Raw genomic sequence first — 17,961 nt, forward strand, 5'->3', positions numbered from 1 at the left:
GGAAAGAGGATTAGGAAAAATGAATACTTCATTATCTTGGATTAAAATGTATGTGCCGGATCTTGATGTGACAGCACAGGAATATACAGATGCCATGACCCTGACAGGTACAAAGGTAGAGGGCTTTGAGAAGCTGGATGCAGACCTGGACAAAATCGTCATTGGACAGATTAAAAAAATTGAAAAACATCCGGATGCAGATAAGCTGATCATCTGCCAGGTAGATGTAGGAACAGAGACAGTTCAGATCGTAACCGGTGCACCCAATGTAAAAGAAGGAGATAAGGTTCCCGTTGTTCTGGACGGCGGACGGGTAGCAGGCGGACATGACGGCAAGAAAACTCCGGGAGGAGTCCAGATCAAAAAGGGCAAGCTCCGCGGTGTGGATTCTTATGGTATGATGTGTTCTATTGAAGAACTGGGAAGTACCAGAGAGATGTACCCGGATGCACCGGAGTACGGAATTTATATTTTCCCGGAGGATGCAGTAGTAGGAGAAAGTGCGGTAAAGGCACTTGGACTGGATGATGTTGTCTTTGAATATGAGATCACATCTAACCGTGTGGACTGCTATGGAGTTCTTGGAATTGCCAGAGAGGCAGCGGCTACCTTTGATAAAAAATTCTGTCCTCCTGTTGTAGATTGTAAGGGCAATGAAGAAAAGGCATCTGATTATGTAAAGGTTACAGTGAAGAATCCGGAGCTTTGCCCACGTTACTGTGCAAGAGTTGTAAAAAATGTAAAGATCGGACCGTCCCCAAAATGGATGCAGAGATGTCTGGCTTCCAACGGAATCCGCCCTATCAATAATCTGGTTGATATCACCAATTATGTTATGGAAGAATTTGGCCAGCCAATGCATGCCTATGATCTGGATACTATTGAAGGCAGAGAGATCGTTGTACGCTGTGCAGAAAAAGATGAAAAATTTGTTACCCTGGATGGTCAGGAACGTACCATGGATGATCAGGTGTTAATGATCTGTGACGGCAAAAAGCCTGTAGGAATTGCCGGAATCATGGGCGGAGAGAATTCTATGATCACAGATCAGGTGAAAACAGTTCTCTTTGAGGCTGCTTGCTTTGACGGCACTAATATCCGTCTTTCTTCCAAGAGGATTGGCCTCCGTACAGATGCTTCCGGTAAATTTGAGAAGGGTCTGGATCCAAACAATGCACAGGCTGCCATTGACAGAGCCTGCCAGCTCATGGAGGAACTGGGTGCAGGAGAGGTTGTCGGCGGAATGGTGGATGTCTGCAATAAAGTCAGCGAGCCGTCCAGAGTACCTTTTAAACCGGAGAAGATCAATGTACTTCTGGGAACCAGCCTTACTCCGGAAGAAATGCTTGGATTCCTGGCAAAGGTTGAGCTTACCTATGATGAGAAGACCAATGAGATCGTAGCACCTACCTTCCGTCAGGATATTCACTATGTAGCTGACGTAGCGGAAGAGATTGCCAGATTCTTCGGATATGACAAAATTCCTACCACATTGCCAAATGGAGAAGCTACAACAGGTAAACTGCCATTTAAGCTTCGTATTGAAGCTGTTGCAAGAGATATCGCAGAATACTGTGGTTTTTCTGAAGGCATGACTTATTCCTTTGAAAGCCCAAAGGTATTTGATAAATTAAGACTTCCGGCTGACAGTGAACTCCGCAGGGGAATTGTGATCAGCAATCCACTGGGTGAGGACTATAGTGTTATGAGAACAACTACCTTAAATGGTATGCTTAGTTCTCTGGCAACAAACTATAACAGAAGAAATAAAGATGTACGTCTCTATGAACTGGGAAATGTATATCGTCCAAAGGCATTGCCTCTTACTGAGCTTCCGGAGGAAAGAATGCATTTTACCCTGGGAATGTATGGAAACGGTGACTTCTTTGACATGAAGGGTGTCTGCGAGGAATTCTTTGAAAAGGTAGGTATGCGTGAAAGAGTGGATTATGATCCTGACAGCAAAAAATCCTATCTCCATCCGGGCAGACAGGCAAATATGATTTATGGTGGTAAGGTTGTAGGTTATCTGGGAGAGGTTCATCCGCTGGTTGCAGATGCTTATGGAATCGGCGACAAGGCCTATGTGGCAGTGATCGACATCCTTACAGTTCTGGAATTTGCAAGCTTTAATCACAAATATACAGGAATTGCCAAATATCCTGCTGTAACCCGTGACTTAAGTATGGTTGTTCCGAAGGCTGTACTGGCAGGCCAGATCGAGCATGTACTGACACAGAGAGGCGGTAAGATCCTGGAAAGCTTCCAGCTCTTCGATATTTATGAAGGTAATCAGATCAAAGAAGGATATAAATCCATGGCATATTCTCTGGTATTCCGTCATCATGACAAAACTCTGGAGGAGAGCGAGATCACAGCAGCAATGAAGAAAATCCTGAATGGACTGACAGATCTTGGAATCGAGCTGAGAAGCTAATGCTGATTTATGTATTAAGACACGGAATTACCCGGTGGAACAAATTAAAGAAGGTGCAGGGGGATGTAGATATTCCCCTGGCACCGGAAGGAATTGAACTGGCAAAACGTACCGGGGAGGCATTGAAGGATGTTCCCTTTGATGTCTGTTTTACCAGTCCTCTGACCAGAGCCAGAGAAACCGCACATTATGTGCTGGGAGACAGAAAAATCCCTGTAATTCCTGATAAGAGAATTCAGGAGATTGATTTTGGTATTCTGGAGGGAACACAGTTTAAGGATGCCGGAGGAAATATTATCAGTCCGGATATGGATATTTTTTTTAATAAGCCGCTGGCTTTTGAGAGGCCGGAAAACGGTGAGAATATTGCTGATATCCTGAAGCGTACCCGGGATTTCTGGATGGAAAAAACAACAGATCCGGCGTTACAGGACAAAACCATTCTGGTTTCCTCCCATGGCTGTGCTGTGAGAGCCCTGCTTCAGAATGTTTATCAGGATGAGGCACATTTCTGGCATGGCTGTGTACCGCCCAATTGCAGTATTAATCTTGTGGAAGTAAAGGACGGCAAAGCCTGCCTTCTGGAAGAAGATAAGGTATACGCATAAACAGAAAATTTACAGAGGGATTTTGGGTGAAAAAGAAGTTCTGGGCAGGTGCTGTCCAGGACTTTTTTGCGCAGTCTTACTTGTTCTTGATATGATGTTGTGATATGATGATTACAGATTTTTCATGCCGGTTGTGTATGATAAATGTAACTGTGTATATGCGGAACAGTTACTGGTAAAAAATACTGAGGATTACAGGAGGTGTACCATGAGTAAAAAGATTTTAAATCTGCTGGCATTTTTGGCGGTGCTGGCAGGATGCATTGCAATGACAGTTTTTACAGGTAAGGGTTCTGTCAGTACCATGATCTATAACTTTGCGTTTCTGGCAATCATGACAGTGCTTTATCTGGCCGGAATGTTGGGCGGAATGTTCAGGGTTGAAGGGATCGGACAGGCCCTTCACAGAGGAGAAGAGGAACTGACAGGCATTTTCAAAACGCCCGGCAAGGTAAAAAATGAAAGCCTTGTCTACCTGAAAGGAATTTTTGATCACAAATATCTGGACGGAAGACTGGATGACTTTGTGGATGGAATGAATCAGGCAAAAGAAGGGATCGGTGAGATTGAGGACTATATCAATGAGGATGATATTGATCTTCATGTACATAAGCGTATTCTGGAAATGATCCCGGATATTTTTACAAGTTTGGGTATTCTGGGAACCTTTATCGGTCTGGTATGGGGACTTAAGAACTTTGAACCCTCCAGCTACGAGACAATGACCAATTCTGTGTCTTCACTGGTGGCAGGTATTAAGGTTGCCTTCCTGACCTCTATCTATGGAATTGCTTTTGCTATTATTTATACCTCAGGGATGAAGAGTGTTTTCTCTGATATGAATGAGAAGCTTCAGGCATTTCTGGAGAAATTCCATATTTATGTCCTGCCTACAGCTGAGAATGAATCCAGAAATCTTATGGTTGCCAGTCAGAAGCTTCAGGTAAAGGCTATGAAACAGATGGCAGAGCAGCTTTCTGCAGAAATGGCACAGAGCTTTGAAAAGGCCATTAATCCTACTTTCCAGAAGATGAATGAATCCCTGGATGTGCTGACAGAATCTGTAACCAGCTGCCAGCAGGATGTGATGCAGGAAATCCTCCGTTCCTTCCTGCGGGAGATGAACGGCTCCTTTAAGCTGCAGTTTAAGGATTTTAACGATGCTCTGGCACAATTAAAGAAAGCTCAGAAGGAAAATACAGACTATACCACCAGTCTGTATCATACTATGAGCGATCAGCTGAATTCTTCCTATGAGAAACAGAGTGAGACTATGAAAGACATGGTCAATGAGCTTGGAAATGCCCAGGGACGTTATATTTCTACTGCCTCCAGGATTGCCCAGGAGAACCAGGAGATTCAGAAAATGCAGCAGCAGGATTATCAGAGAGTGGCAGAATATCTCAAAGAGGCTGAGAAAACCTCTGCTAAATTCTGGGTAGCCTGCAACCAGACCATGCAGAGATATGTGGAGACAGCTTCCCAGGGAATGGAAAAGGTTTCTGCTGCCAGTCAGACAGGTACAGATGTGCTCAATGCAAACCGGCAGGTAATGGAAGAGCTGAAAAAAAGACTGGCAGATTTTGCGTCCTGCCAGGATAAGACTTTACAGACCATGGAAGAGGTGCGCAGACTTCTGACTGATATTTCAGTTACAAAGGAAAATGGTAATATTTCTCTTACAGGAGGACAGCAGAACCTGAACGCTTCCAGAATGGCTGACAGGCAGTCTGTGGATCGGTTATATGCTCTTATGAAGGAGCAGGGAGAAAAACAGGAAGCTCTCCTGGAAGAAATCAACAGAAACCTGGGGGAACTTTCCAAAACTCCTCAGAAAGGGAAATTCGGTTTATTCAGATAAGAAAAGGAGAAGACTATGCGCAAAAAAAAGAAATCAGAGGAAGGCGGATTTAATGTCTGGCGTTCCTATTCTGATATGATGGCCGGTGTATTGCTCCTTTTCGTCCTGATTATGTGCGTCACTCTTTTTCAGGCACAGAAAAGCTATAATGAGAGCATCAAGGAAAGAGATGACAAAATTGCCCTACAGGAGCAGTATACTGCGGAAATCCTTGCTCAGCAGAATGAGCTGGATGAAAAAGACAGCAAGCTAAGTTCTCAGGATGAACAGCTGGATAAACAGAAAAAGCAGCTGGAAGAGCTTGCGGCCAAGCTGAAAAAGCAGCAGGCTACTTTGAAGAAACAAAAAAGCGCCCTGGATGAAAAGACCACCCTTCTGTCCGAACAGCAGCAGAAGATTGATAATATTATTGGTGTAAAAGCAGACGTTATCGAAGCTTTACAGAAAGAATTTGAAAAAAACAATGTTAGTGTAAATATTGATTCCCAGACAGGAGCTCTGACTTTAAATGCCAGCGTACTGTTTGACTATGACCAGGCAGAGCTGACAGACGAAGGTAAGGCAGAGCTTTCCAATATTCTTCCCATTTACTGTAAAGTTCTTTTGCAGGATGAGTACAAGAAATATCTGGCAGAGATTATTATTGACGGCTATACAGATACAGACGGTGACTATACCTATAACCTGGAGCTGTCCCAGAGACGTTCCCTGGCAGTGGCAGAGTACCTTACTGAGATCCGTGAGAATTTCCTGAATGAGAATCAGATTTCAGATCTTCAGACCTATCTGACTGTAAACGGACATTCCAGTGCAAATCCCGTTCTGGATGCCCAGGGAAATGTAAATAAGGATGCGTCCAGACGAGTGGAGGTAAAATTCCGCTTAAAAGATGAAGAGATGATCGATGAACTGAATCAGATCATGTCTTCAGATGAAAGTAATACAACAGATGAGGGCAATACAACAAAAGAAGAAACATCTAAAGACAAGAAATCCGCGGATGAATAGAAACTAAGGAGCGTTAAAATATATGTCTGTAAAAATCGGCAGAAATGATCCGTGCTGGTGCGGAAGCGGGAAAAAATACAAGAAATGCCATGAGGCGTTTGATGAGAAAATGGAGGCAATGAAGCGGGAGGGGTATGCAGTGATCGACCACAGCCTGATCAAAACCCCTGAGCAGATTGAAAAGATTAAAGAGAGCTGTAAGATCAACATTGCTGTACTTGATTATGTTGAGGAGCATATCCGTCCCGGAATTTCTACGGCGGAGATTAACAGATGGGTTCATGAGGAGACTGTCCGCCATGGAGGAATCCCGGCACCCCTTGATTACGAAGGCTTCCCCAAAAGCGTGTGTACCTCTGTTGATGATGTAGTGTGCCACGGAATTCCCAATGAGGAGGAGATCCTTAAAGAGGGGGATATTATCAATGTGGATGTGTCCACAATCTATAACGGATATTATTCTGATTCCTCCAGAATGTTCTGCATTGGCAAGGTAAGCCCTGAAAAGGAAAAGCTGGTAAAGGTGACAAAGGAATGCGTGGAGATCGGTATCTCCATGGTAAAGCCATGGACTCCTATCGGAAATATGGGCAGCGCAGTACATAAGCATGCAGTAGAAAATGGTTTTTCTGTGGTACGGGAGATTGGTGGCCATGGAGTAGGTGTGGAGTTCCATGAGGATCCATGGGTAAGCTATGTATCAGAAGAAAATACCGGCGTTCTCATGGTGCCGGGTATGATGTTTACAATCGAACCTATGGTTAATATGGGAAGCGATGAGATCTGGACAGATGAGCTGGATGAATGGACGGTGCGTACAGAGGATGGACTTCCCTCCGCACAGTGGGAGGTTACTGTTCTGGTCACAGAAACCGGTTGCGAAGTGATCTGCTGGTAAAAGGAAGTTAGGGGCAAAAAATATTTTGCCCCTAACTTGATATCCACGAATTGCTCCGCTGCGAAGCAGCTCCCGCAATTCTCAAACATTCGAAATCCGCTGATTTACTGCGTAAATCGCTACTTTCTCATGTTTGGCGGGCCCCAAATTCAAAAGTCTTATCGTGCAAGCACGAACGACTTTTTGAATTTTTGGCCCTGGTTATCAAAAAATTGCAAAAAAGGCTTGCAAACTGCATTGCCCTATAGTATAATCACAAATGTTGTGAAAAAAGATGGTCCTCTGTTACAAAAATTGTATTAAGAACATCCATATAAGAATAGGAGAAAATAAAATGAACGAAATTATCAAAAACATTGAAGCTGCTCAGCTGAAGGCTGAAGTACCGGAATTCAAAACTGGTGATACTGTAAGAGTACACGCGCTGATCAAAGAGGGTAACCGTGAGCGTGTTCAGATTTTTGAAGGAACAGTTCTTAAGAAACAGGGCGGAAGCAACAGAGCTACTTTCACTGTAAGAAAGAATTCTAACGGTGTAGGCGTTGAAAAAACATGGCCACTGCATTCCCCACATGTTGTTAAAGTAGAAGTTATCCGTCGTGGTAAAGTACGTCGTGCGAAACTGAACTACTTAAGAGACCGTGTAGGTAAAGCTGCTAAGGTTAAAGAGCTTGTTAAATAATTTCATGAATTAATTTGAAAGAAGGGACAATAACTTGTGTATTGTCCCTCTTTTTCGATGCTGAACATATATGCCCCTCTGAGAGTGGCATCGTTGTGAATGCAAGGGAACGGTCAGGAGATTTCAATAAATATGAAGAATTGGAAAAAAGAATCCAGATTTAAGGATAAGGCAGAGGATAAGCTGGAGGTCAGGCTGGAAAATGCCAAAACCCGCAGGATTGTTACATGGATATTTGAGATTCTGGTAACTTTGTTTTTTGCCATTGTAGTGGGAATCATGATGTTTCAGTCTGTGACCATGCAGGAAAGTGCCATGGAACCAACTCTGTCTGTAGGAGAACGTTTTTTAGTTAATAAAGGGATTTATAAAATATCTTCTCCCCAAAGAGGTGATATTATTGTTTTTAAAACCAATGGAAGTGACGATGCAGCTCTTCATATCAGCCGTGTGATCGGGCTTCCCGGCGAGACAGTACATATTTCAGGAGGAAAAATCCTGATCAATGGTGCTGTCTATGAAAATGACGGTGATTTTCCTGAGATCAGCAATGGGGGACTTGCTTCCAGTGCGGTTTCGCTGGAAAGCGGTGAATATTTTGTGCTGGGTGACAACAGGAATAACAGTGAAGACAGCCGGTATGCTGATATCGGAAATGTAAAGAAAAAATATATTGTGGGAAAGTTATGGTTTACCATTTCTCCCAGAAGTAAAATTGGATTTTTGAAAGGTTAGGTAAGTTATGAACGTACAGTGGTATCCTGGTCATATGACCAAAGCTAAAAGGCAGATGCAGGAAGATATCAAGCTGATCGATCTGATCATTGAGCTGGTTGATGCCCGTGTGCCTCTTTCCAGCAGAAACCCGGATATTGATGAACTTGGAAAAAACAAAGCCCGACTGATTTTGCTGAATAAAGCGGATCTGGCAGATGAAAGGCAGAATGAGGCCTGGAAGGCTTATTTTCAGAGCAAAGGCTTTTTTGTGGTAAAGATAGACTCCAGAAAGGGTTCCGGCATGAAGGCAATTCAGAACGTGATCCTGGAGGCGTGTAAAGAGAAAACAGAGAGAGACCGGAGACGCGGGATTAAAAACCGTCCGATCCGTGCCATGGTGGTAGGAATTCCAAATGTAGGCAAATCTACCTTTATTAATACTTTTGCAGGAAAAGCCTGTGCAAAAACGGGAAACAAACCAGGAGTTACCAAAGGAAAACAGTGGATCCGCCTGAATAAGGGGGTGGAGCTTCTGGATACTCCGGGAATTCTTTGGCCAAAATTTGAAGACCAGCAGGTGGGAATGCGCCTTGCCTGTGTGGGTTCTATCAAGGATGATATTTTGAATATGGAGGAACTTTCCCTTTGGCTGATCGATCATCTGAGAGAAAACTATCAGGGAACTCTCACAGAAAGATATCAGATCACAGAGCAGGGAACTTCTGTGGAAGTCCTGGAGCAGATTGCAAAAGCCAGAGGATGCCTGAAAAAGCAGGAAGAACTGGATTATGCAAAAGCAGCACTTCTTCTGTTTGACGATTTCCGTTCCGGTAAGCTGGGACGGATTACCTTGGAGTGGGTGAAAAATGAAAACGATCAGTGAAATAAAGTTTGAGTTTGCTGCGGCAGATATCAGCGAATATCCATCTTTATACCAAAGGTATGAAGAGGATTCCAGAAGCGGCGTAAAAAAACTGATAGAGCAGTGCCATAAAAAAGAGGCAGCCTTGGAAGCTGAGAAACAGCGGACAGAAGCCATGAAGTATTATGAGCATAAATATGAGCATCTGGGCTGGCTTTGCGGGATTGATGAAGTGGGCAGAGGACCTCTGGCAGGTCCGGTGGTGGCTGCTGCGGTGATCCTGCCCACAGATAGTCAGATTCTCTATCTGAATGATTCCAAAAAACTTACAGCAGCCAAAAGAGAGGAGCTGTATGAGGTGATCATGAGGGAGGCTGTTGCAGTAGGCCTTGGAATGGCTGATCCGGAAAGGATTGACCAGATCAACATCCTTCAGGCAACCTATGAAGCTATGCGGGAAGCTGTGGGAAAGCTTTCGGTAATGCCTCAGCTGTTGCTGAATGATGCCGTTACGATTCCGGAGATTCAGATTCCCCAGGTGCCGATTATTAAAGGGGATGCAAAAAGTGTGTCTATCGCTGCGGCCAGCATTGTGGCCAAGGTGACCAGGGACCGGATGATGGAAGAATATGATAAAACTTTTCCGGAGTATGGATTTGCATCCAACAAAGGCTATGGGGCGCAGATACACATTGAGGCTCTGAAAAAATATGGTCCCTGTCCCATCCACAGAAGAACCTTTATTACTCATTTTGTATAATATTGCCTGATACAAAAGATACCTACAAAAAAGAGACCAGGAGTTTTACATGCAGAATAAGAGAAGGACAGGTGGCTGCTATGAGGCAGCAGCCGCTGCTTATCTGGAGAAGCAGGGACTTGTGATCCTGCGCAAGAATTATCGCTGCAGATCAGGTGAAATTGATCTGATCGCCAGGGATGGCAGGTATCTTGTGTTTATAGAGGTAAAATATAGGAATACCGCAGTTTCGGGAAGCGCACTGACTGCTGTGACTCCTGCCAAACAGCGGGTGATCAGCAGGGTGGCAGAGTACTTTCTTACAGCGGAATATCATAACGTGGATTTGCTCTGCCGTTTTGATGTGATAGGAATTGACGGAAACCAGTTTACCTGGATCAAAAATGCTTTTGACTGCTGGAGTTGAAGGAAATACTGTCGGTTTCCGGCTGTGGCGGGAATTTAGGAGAAAAACAGATGGATAAAATGGTTGAAATAAAATGGCATGATAAAAATGCACAGAAAATGACGGTACATGATAAGAATGGTGTAGTATATCTGACCTATCCGGCTCTTGATTCTCAGGAGGAAATCATTCATGGATTCAGTACCAGATTGGGAGGGGTAAGCCAGGGAATTTACACCTCCATGAATTTAAGCTTTACCCGGGGAGATGAGGAAAAGGCAGTCAGAGAAAATTATGACAGACTGGCTGCTGCCATAGGCTTTTGCGCAGAAGATGTTGTAACTTCCGATCAGACCCATACAGCCAATGTGCGAAAGGTTACAGCTGAAGACAGAGGAAAGGGAATTACCGGACCCAGAGATTATACAGATGTGGACGGTATGATCACAGATGTGCCGGGATTGATACTGGCCACCTTTTATGCAGACTGTGTTCCCTTATATTTTGTGGATCCCAAACGGAGAGTAGTAGGGCTTTCCCATTCCGGATGGAGAGGAACTGTCCAGAAAATCGGAAATGTGACAATCAGGAAAATGACAGAGGAGTATGGATGCGATCCCGGGGATATCCTGGCGGCAGTGGGGCCTTCCATCTGTCAGGAGTGTTATGAGGTAAGTGAAGATGTAATCGAACATGTGAAGGATGCTTTTGACAGAAAATACTGGGATATATTGTTCTATGGAAAGACAGATGGGAAATACCAGTTAAATCTCTGGGAGGCTAATCGTATTGTCTTTCTGGAGTCCGGGATTCAGCCGGCGCATATATCCATGCCGAATCTTTGTACCTGCTGCAATCCGGAACTGCTTTTTTCCCACAGAGCCTCTCATGGAAAAAGAGGAAATCTGGGAGCCTTTTTGGGGCTGAAGAAATAAAAGTAACGGCAGTAAACCGTAAAAATGTTTGCTGCCGTTATTTTTATTTTGCGTTTATTTTTTCCATAAGAGACATGATTTTCTCATTGCTGGAACGTACTTTTTCTACAGATACATCATGATTGATGATATCCATAATACTTGCCAGATATTTACTCATATTTGCTTCAATGTAGTAAGGCCTATCCAGAAGTTCCGGAATACGGTAATTCAGGTTGGTGGTGATCACACGGTCCATCCAGCCTTTTTCGTAATATTCATCGAATTTTGCAAGTCCGTCAGTAAAAAGGCCGTAGGTGGTGCACACAAAAACACGTTTTGCATGGCGCTCTTTTAACTGTTTGGCCACATCCAGCATACTTCCGCCGGAAGAAATCATATCATCGATGACTACCACATCCTTGCCCTCAACAGAGTCACCAAGGAATTCGTGAGCAACAATAGGGTTCTTGCCGTTAACAATAACGGAGTAATCTCTTCTCTTGTAGAACATACCCATATCCACACCCAGGATATTTGAAAAATATACGGCACGGGACATAGCGCCCTCATCCGGGCTGATGATCATCAAATGATCATTGTCTACCTTCAGATCCGGCACGCCTTTGATCAGAGCCTTCAGAAACTGATAGGTAGGGAAGAAATTATCAAATCCATTCAAAGGGATGGAGTTCTGTACACGGGGATCGTGGGCATCAAAGGTGATGAAGTTGGATACACCCATGTCGCTTAATTCCTTCAGTGCAAGCGCACAATCCAGAGATTCTCTCTTGGTACGTCTGTGCTGGCGTCCCTCATAGAGAAATGGCATAATAACATTAATACGGTGTGCTTTACCTGTGGCTGCAGAGATGATTCTCTTCAGGTCCTGGAAATGATTATCCGGTGACATATGATTCTCATGGCCACATACAGTATAGGTTTCACTGTAATTGGTAACATCCACCATAATAAAAAGGTCGGTACCACGAACGGATTCCTTAATATAGCCTTTGCCCTCGCCGGTTCCGAAACGTGGGCATTCACATTCAACCATGAAAGATTCCTCGCTGTAGCCCTGGGGAATAATACTGAGCTGTTTTTTTGCAATCAGTTCCTTACGGAATTTCACCAGTTTTCTGTCTACCTCCTGGGCAAGCTCCGGGCAGCCAAGGGCAGCAATACGAATAGGAGCTACAGGCATGGATTTTTCCAATAATTCTATGTTTGGCATAATATTCCTCCTAAGTAGTTTGAAAAAATATTTGATTCCAATATAGTTTATAACATTTGACCTAAATCCAGTCAAGGAATTTATTGATTTTTTCTTATAAAATTGTTATGCTAAGGTAGCGGTATAATCGTATATATCATTTTTGATATTTATGAAGTAGTATTGGAGTAATATTAATGAAAAAAAATATGCATGTGATTTCCAGAGTGCTGCCCGGAAGTATCGGGGAGGAACTGGAACTGGAACCAGGGGATGTACTGGTATCCATTAACGGCCAGCCGGTGGAGGATGTTTTTGATTATAGATATCTGATGAATGATGAGGTAGTAGAGCTTCTGATCCGCAAAAAAAACGGTGAGGAATGGGAGCTTGAGGTTGAGAAGGATTATGAGGATGATCTGGGAGTAGAATTTGAAAACAGTCTTATGGATGATTATCGCTCCTGTTCCAACCATTGTATTTTCTGCTTTATCGATCAGATGCCGCCCAATATGCGGGAAACTTTATATTTCAAGGATGATGATTCCAGACTTTCTTTTTTGCAGGGGAATTATGTGACCCTTACTAATATGAGCGAATATGACCTGGATCGTATTATAAAGTTTCATCTTTCCCCTATCAATGTGTCTTTTCAGACCATGAACCCGGAGCTGAGATGTAAGATGCTCCACAATCGTTTTGCCGGAGATGCACTGAAAAAGGTAGACAAGCTGTACCAGGGCGGTGTGATCATGAATGGACAGATCGTGTTGTGCAAGGGGGTCAATGACAGGGATGAACTGGAATACAGCCTGGAGAAGCTTTCTGAATATGCACCGGTTCTTCAGAGCGTATCGGTAGTGCCTGTGGGACTTTCAAAATACAGGGATGGCCTTTATCCGCTGGAGCCCTTTGACAGAGAAGATGCAGAGTACCTGATCGAACAGGTGGAGCGTTGGCAGAAGATCATGATGGAGCGCCATGGAATCCATTTTATCCACGCTTCAGATGAGTGGTATATCCTGGCAGGGAAAAAACTTCCTGAGGAGACCCGCTATGACGGATATCTGCAGTTGGAAAACGGTGTGGGTATGATGCGTCTCCTGGAAACGGAAGTGAAGGAAAGACTGGCCGGACTGGAGGGGGATAACAGAGAGTTTACAGCTTCTGTGGCAACAGGAAAGCTTGCGGCTCCCTTTATTCAACAATATATGAAACTGATACAGGAAAAATTTCCTAATATAAAAGTAAATGTTTACACTATCAGAAATGATTTTTTTGGTGAAAGAATTACAGTTTCCGGGTTGATCACCGGTGCAGATCTGAGAGAACAGCTGAAGGACAGAGAACTGGGAGAGAAAATCCTGATCCCCTGTAATATGCTCAGAAGCGGCGAGGATGTTTTTCTGGATGACCTGACAGTGGATGACATAAGGGAAGCCTTGGGAACAGAGCTGGTGGTAGTAGATGAACCGGGAGCAGATCTTGTGGATTGCGTGATCAATCCCCCCGACCATAAAAAAATAAAAAGGAGACAAATATATGAGCAAACCAGTAGTAGCAATAGTGGGAAGGCCTAATGTAGGTAAATCCACCCTGTTTAATGCACTGGCAGGTGAGAAGATTTCCATTGTAAAGGATACACCGGGTGTAACCAGAGACAGGATTTATGCAGATGTAACCTGGCTGGACAAAACCTTTACCATGATCGATACAGGTGGTATTGAGCCGGACAGCAGTGACATTATCCTCTCCCAGATGAGGGAGCAGGCACAGATTGCCATTGATACAGCAGATGTAATTATTTTTATTACAGATGTGCACCAGGGACTGGTGGATTCAGATGCCAAGGTAGCGGATATGCTCCGCAGAAGCGGAAAGCCTGTAGTCCTTGTGGTAAATAAGGTAGACAGTGTACAGAAATTTATGATGGATGTATACGAGTTTTATAATCTGGGAATCGGAGAGCCCATCCCTATCTCTGCAGCAAACCGTATGGGCCTGGGTGATATGCTGGATGAAGTAATCAAGGATTTCCCGGAGGATGCGGATACAGAGCAGGATGAGGATATTCCGAAAATTGCCATTGTGGGAAAACCAAATGTAGGAAAATCATCGCTGGTGAACAAGCTGTTGGGCGAGGACAGGGTAATTGTTTCAGATATTGCCGGTACTACCAGAGATGCGGTAGATACCAGAGTGAAGTGGCAGGGAAAGGATTATATCTTTATTGATACTGCCGGACTTCGCCGTAAGGGTAAGGTAAAAGAGGAGATTGAACGTTACAGTGTGATCCGTACAGTTACTGCAGTGGAGCGGGCAGATGTGGTCATTGTTATGATCGATGCTTCTGAGGGAGTTACCGAGCAGGATGCCAAAATCGCCGGAATTGCCCATGAGCGGGGCAAGGGTGTGATCATTGCAGTAAACAAGTGGGATGCTATTGAGAAAAATGACAAGACCATTTATAAACATACCAACCGTATCCGGGAGGTTCTGGCATACATGCCTTATGCAGAGCTTGTATTTATTTCTGCAAAAACAGGGCTCAGGATTTCCAGAATGTTTGAGACCATTGATGCGGTTATTGAAAATCAGACCCTGCGTATTCAGACCGGTGTTCTCAATGAGATTCTTTCTGAGGCAGTGGCTATGCAGCAGCCGCCTTCAGACAAGGGCAAACGTCTGAAGATCTACTACATGACCCAGGTGGCTGTCAAACCGCCTACCTTTGTGATTTTTGTCAATGACAAAGAACTGATGCATTTTTCATATACAAGATATCTGGAGAATAAAATCCGTGACGCTTTTGGTTTTGCAGGAACATCGCTGAAATTTATTGTCCGCGAACGGGGTGAAAAGGAATAGTTATGGAACGTATAATCTGTTTACTGATTGGATATGCGTGCGGACTTTTTCAAACAGCATATATTATGGGAAAAATCTATCATACAGATATCCGCAAGCAGGGAAGCGGTAATCTGGGATCTACCAATGTAATGCGTACCCTGGGCAAAAAGGCGGGAGCCCTGAATCTGCTTTGTGACTGTCTGAAATGTGTGGTTGCGATCCTTATTGTCCGGGCACTGTTCGAGGACAGATATGCTGATATTCTGCCTCTGTTGAGCCTGTATGCAGCAGCCGGATGTATCCTGGGGCATAATTTTCCCTTTTACCTTAATTTTAAAGGAGGAAAAGGAATTGCAGCCTCTGTAGGTTTGCTGGCTGCCTTTGACTGGCGGCTTCTGCTGATTTGTGCCGTTGTGTTTTTTGCATTGTTTTTTGCCACACATTATGTTTCTCTCTGCTCTATCAGTGCTTATGTGACTGCCTTTATTTTGATGGTAGTATTCGGGCAGAGAGGAGATTATCACATGGATCAGAGCCACATGCTGGAGCTTTATGTGGTAATGGCGTTTTTGACAGTTCTGGCGCTTTTCCGTCATAAAAAGAATATCCAACGGCTTCTGGACGGAACAGAAAGTCAGATTTATCTGGGAAAAAAGAAAAAGAATCAATAATTCCTGAGTAAGGGAAGGAAAAAGAGGTGTATTTATGGCTAGGATCAGTGTATTAGGTGCGGGAAGCTGGGGAACAGCACTGGCGTTACTTCTTCATAATAATGGGCATGAGGTAATTTTATGGTCTGCCCTGGGAGAGGAAATTGATGTTCTGAGAGAAAAGCGGGAGAATGTAAGCAAACTTCCGGGAGTAAAGATACCAGAGGCAATTGATATTACCACAGATCTGGAACGGAGTCTGCGAGATGCAGATGTAGCGGTTCTTGCAGTTCCCTCTCCTTATATCCGGAGCACCTGTAAACGGATGGCTCCTTATATGAAAAAGGGCCAGAGAATTGTAAATGTTGCAAAGGGTGTGGAAGAGAAAACACTGATGACTCTCAGCGAGATCATTGAACAGGAGCTTCCCGGTGCAGAGGTATCTGTGCTTTCCGGGCCCAGCCATGCGGAGGAAGTGGGCAAAGGACTTCCTACTACCTGTGTGGTAAGTTCTCGCAGAAGAGAGACAGCTGAATATCTCCAGGGTATTTTCATGAGTCCGGTCTTCCGTGTATATACAACACCGGATATGCTTGGGGTAGAGCTTGGAGCAGCCTTGAAAAATGTAATTGCCCTTGCTGCAGGTACTGCAGACGGACTTGGATATGGAGATAACACGAAGGCAGCCCTGATCACAAGAGGGATTGCAGAGATTGCAAGACTTGGAGTAAAAATGGGCGCCAGAATGGAGACCTTCTATGGTCTGTCCGGAATCGGTGATTTGATTGTTACCTGTGCAAGTGTTCACAGCCGTAACCGCAAAGCCGGGTATCTGATGGGAAAGGGATATTCTATGGAAGCGGCCATGGCTGAGGTACAGATGATCGTAGAGGGTGTTTATTCCGCAAAAGCCGGTAAAGAACTGGCAGAGAAATATGAAGTGGAAATGCCTATTATTGCAGAGGTGAACAAAGTACTGTTTGAAGGAAAATCCGCATCTGAGGCAGTGATCGATCTGATGGTCCGCGATAAAAAGGTTGAGACTCCTATGCTTCCCTGGAATAATGAAACAGAATAACTAAAAAGAGTTTAAAAAGAGTTCCTGAAATCCAAAACAGATTTCAAGAACTTTTTTAATAGAATTGTTCAGATTAAAAGATTACATCTCTAAGGTCTTCCGGGATATGGGAGCTGTGAAAATCCTGGTTGAGAGTGTCAAGAATATCCATATCTTCCTGTTCAATAGTAAAATCAAAAATCTGGCTGTTACTTTGGATCCTGTCAGGGTGACTGGATTTGGGGATAACAGAGATACCTTTCTGTACAGCCCAGCGAAGTCCGATCTGCGCAGGAGTTCTGCCGTACTTGGTACCCAATACACACATGACATCGTTATCCAGATAAGCTCCTCTTGCAAGGGGAGCATATGCCTGAATCTGAATGCCTCTGCTCTGGCAGTAATCAATCAGCTCTTTGGGATAGCATAAGGGGTGACATTCAATCTGGTTTACTGCAGGAACAACATTGGAAATTTTTGCCAGCTCCTCCAGGTGACGGATCTCAAAATTGCTGACGCCGATGGAAAGTGCCCTGCCGGACTGCTGAATTTTCTCCAGCTCTTTCCAGGTACTCAGGTAACAGCCCGGAACCGGCCAGTGTATCAGATAAAGATCAACATAATCCAACTTCAGCCGCTCCAGACTTCTGTCAAAGGCTCCCTGGATATCTCCGATGCGCTGGGCAGTATTCCAGACCTTGGTGGTTACAAAAAGCTCTCCTCTGGAAACTCCGCATCTGGCAATGCCGCGGCCTACATTTTCTTCGTTTTTGTATGCCGAAGCAGTATCAATCAATCGATAACCGCTTTCTACTGCAGAAATAATCGAATTTTCTGCTTCGTTTTCTCCTGTTGCCTTATATACGCCAAGCCCTAATAAAGGCATTTCTCTGTTGGTATTCAGAAAAACTGTATTTTCCAAAATGATTCCTCCAATTCTTCTATATACTTAACACAATAATCTGATTAATTATACCATATACTTATAGAATATGTACATTGTTTTTATGATATTTTCATGTTTTACATTGTTAACAAGATAACATATTGGTTAAAGCG

At 44.0% G+C, this 17,961-nt stretch carries 17 protein-coding genes; 15 read left to right on the forward strand and 2 right to left on the reverse strand.

The window, feature by feature from the left end:
• Positions 1–19 precede the first annotated feature (19 nt).
• The 11 genes from pheT to pgeF all read left to right on the forward strand — a co-directional run bounded on the left by pheT (position 20) and on the right by pgeF (position 11,153).
• On the forward strand, positions 20–2,437 hold the full coding sequence (gene pheT / locus ACTNDS_RS10630) for a phenylalanine--tRNA ligase subunit beta (protein ID WP_441035611.1): 2,418 nt from the start codon (positions 20–22) through the stop codon (positions 2,435–2,437).
• Positions 2,437–3,045 (forward strand): histidine phosphatase family protein, encoded by a 609-nt coding sequence (locus tag ACTNDS_RS10635; protein ID WP_433844494.1) that lies wholly within the window; start codon positions 2,437–2,439, stop codon positions 3,043–3,045. The genes pheT and ACTNDS_RS10635 overlap by 1 nt, the downstream gene beginning before the upstream one ends.
• 208 nt (positions 3,046–3,253) lie before the next feature.
• Positions 3,254–4,906, forward strand: coding sequence for a MotA/TolQ/ExbB proton channel family protein (locus ACTNDS_RS10640; RefSeq protein ID WP_441035613.1), 1,653 nt, complete (start codon positions 3,254–3,256; stop codon positions 4,904–4,906).
• Positions 4,907–4,921: 15 nt separating this feature from the next.
• Positions 4,922–5,914, forward strand: a complete 993-nt coding sequence (locus ACTNDS_RS10645) for an OmpA family protein (RefSeq protein ID WP_441035614.1) — start codon at positions 4,922–4,924, stop codon at positions 5,912–5,914.
• A gap of 22 nt (positions 5,915–5,936) precedes the next feature.
• Positions 5,937–6,812 carry a methionyl aminopeptidase gene (locus ACTNDS_RS10650; protein ID WP_019161855.1) on the forward strand — a complete coding sequence of 292 codons (876 nt, stop codon included), beginning with the start codon at positions 5,937–5,939 and terminating at the stop codon, positions 6,810–6,812.
• A 334-nt stretch (positions 6,813–7,146) separates the two neighbouring features.
• Positions 7,147–7,494: a 50S ribosomal protein L19 gene (rplS, locus tag ACTNDS_RS10655; protein ID WP_019161854.1), complete on the forward strand. Its 348-nt coding sequence runs from the start codon at positions 7,147–7,149 to the stop codon at positions 7,492–7,494.
• 132 nt (positions 7,495–7,626) lie between these two features.
• Entirely contained in the window at positions 7,627–8,229 is a 603-nt protein-coding gene (gene lepB / locus ACTNDS_RS10660; protein WP_441035616.1) for a signal peptidase I, read from the forward strand.
• Between the two features lie 7 nt (positions 8,230–8,236).
• Positions 8,237–9,094 carry a ribosome biogenesis GTPase YlqF gene (gene ylqF / locus ACTNDS_RS10665; RefSeq protein ID WP_019161852.1) on the forward strand — a complete coding sequence of 286 codons (858 nt, stop codon included), beginning with the start codon at positions 8,237–8,239 and terminating at the stop codon, positions 9,092–9,094.
• Positions 9,078–9,833: a ribonuclease HII gene (locus ACTNDS_RS10670; protein ID WP_441035618.1), complete on the forward strand. Its 756-nt coding sequence runs from the start codon at positions 9,078–9,080 to the stop codon at positions 9,831–9,833. The genes ylqF and ACTNDS_RS10670 overlap by 17 nt, the downstream gene beginning before the upstream one ends.
• Positions 9,834–9,882: 49 nt before the next feature.
• A complete protein-coding gene (locus ACTNDS_RS10675) occupies positions 9,883–10,239 on the forward strand; it encodes a YraN family protein (RefSeq protein WP_441035620.1) in 357 nt (118 codons plus the stop codon).
• Between the two features lie 50 nt (positions 10,240–10,289).
• On the forward strand, positions 10,290–11,153 hold the full coding sequence (gene pgeF, locus ACTNDS_RS10680) for a peptidoglycan editing factor PgeF (RefSeq protein ID WP_441035622.1): 864 nt from the start codon (positions 10,290–10,292) through the stop codon (positions 11,151–11,153).
• A 43-nt stretch (positions 11,154–11,196) separates the two neighbouring features.
• On the opposite strand, the gene ACTNDS_RS10685 is transcribed toward pgeF, so the two are convergent.
• Positions 11,197–12,366, reverse strand: a complete 1,170-nt coding sequence (locus ACTNDS_RS10685; protein ID WP_441035624.1) for a ribose-phosphate pyrophosphokinase — start codon at positions 12,364–12,366, stop codon at positions 11,197–11,199.
• A 176-nt stretch (positions 12,367–12,542) separates the two neighbouring features.
• On the opposite strand from ACTNDS_RS10685, the gene ACTNDS_RS10690 reads away from it, so the two are divergent.
• From ACTNDS_RS10690 to ACTNDS_RS10705, 4 genes are read left to right on the forward strand one after another with little or no spacing between them, the layout of a single operon-like run.
• Entirely contained in the window at positions 12,543–13,925 is a 1,383-nt protein-coding gene (locus ACTNDS_RS10690) for a DUF512 domain-containing protein (RefSeq protein ID WP_303242451.1), read from the forward strand.
• Positions 13,888–15,213, forward strand: coding sequence for a ribosome biogenesis GTPase Der (gene der, locus ACTNDS_RS10695; RefSeq protein ID WP_441035627.1), 1,326 nt, complete (start codon positions 13,888–13,890; stop codon positions 15,211–15,213). The genes ACTNDS_RS10690 and der overlap by 38 nt, the downstream gene beginning before the upstream one ends.
• 2 nt (positions 15,214–15,215) lie before the next feature.
• Positions 15,216–15,866, forward strand: coding sequence for a glycerol-3-phosphate 1-O-acyltransferase PlsY (plsY, locus tag ACTNDS_RS10700; RefSeq protein ID WP_441035630.1), 651 nt, complete (start codon positions 15,216–15,218; stop codon positions 15,864–15,866).
• A 34-nt stretch (positions 15,867–15,900) separates the two neighbouring features.
• Positions 15,901–16,923 (forward strand): NAD(P)H-dependent glycerol-3-phosphate dehydrogenase, encoded by a 1,023-nt coding sequence (locus ACTNDS_RS10705; protein ID WP_441035633.1) that lies wholly within the window; start codon positions 15,901–15,903, stop codon positions 16,921–16,923.
• Between the two features lie 73 nt (positions 16,924–16,996).
• Here ACTNDS_RS10705 and ACTNDS_RS10710 read toward each other — a convergent pair whose 3' ends face one another.
• Positions 16,997–17,824: an aldo/keto reductase gene (locus ACTNDS_RS10710; RefSeq protein ID WP_279589607.1), complete on the reverse strand. Its 828-nt coding sequence runs from the start codon at positions 17,822–17,824 to the stop codon at positions 16,997–16,999.
• Positions 17,825–17,961 lie beyond the last annotated feature (137 nt).

Source organism: Blautia sp. HCP3S3_C12 (genome assembly GCF_052064155.1).
GTDB lineage: Bacteria > Bacillota > Clostridia > Lachnospirales > Lachnospiraceae > Blautia_A.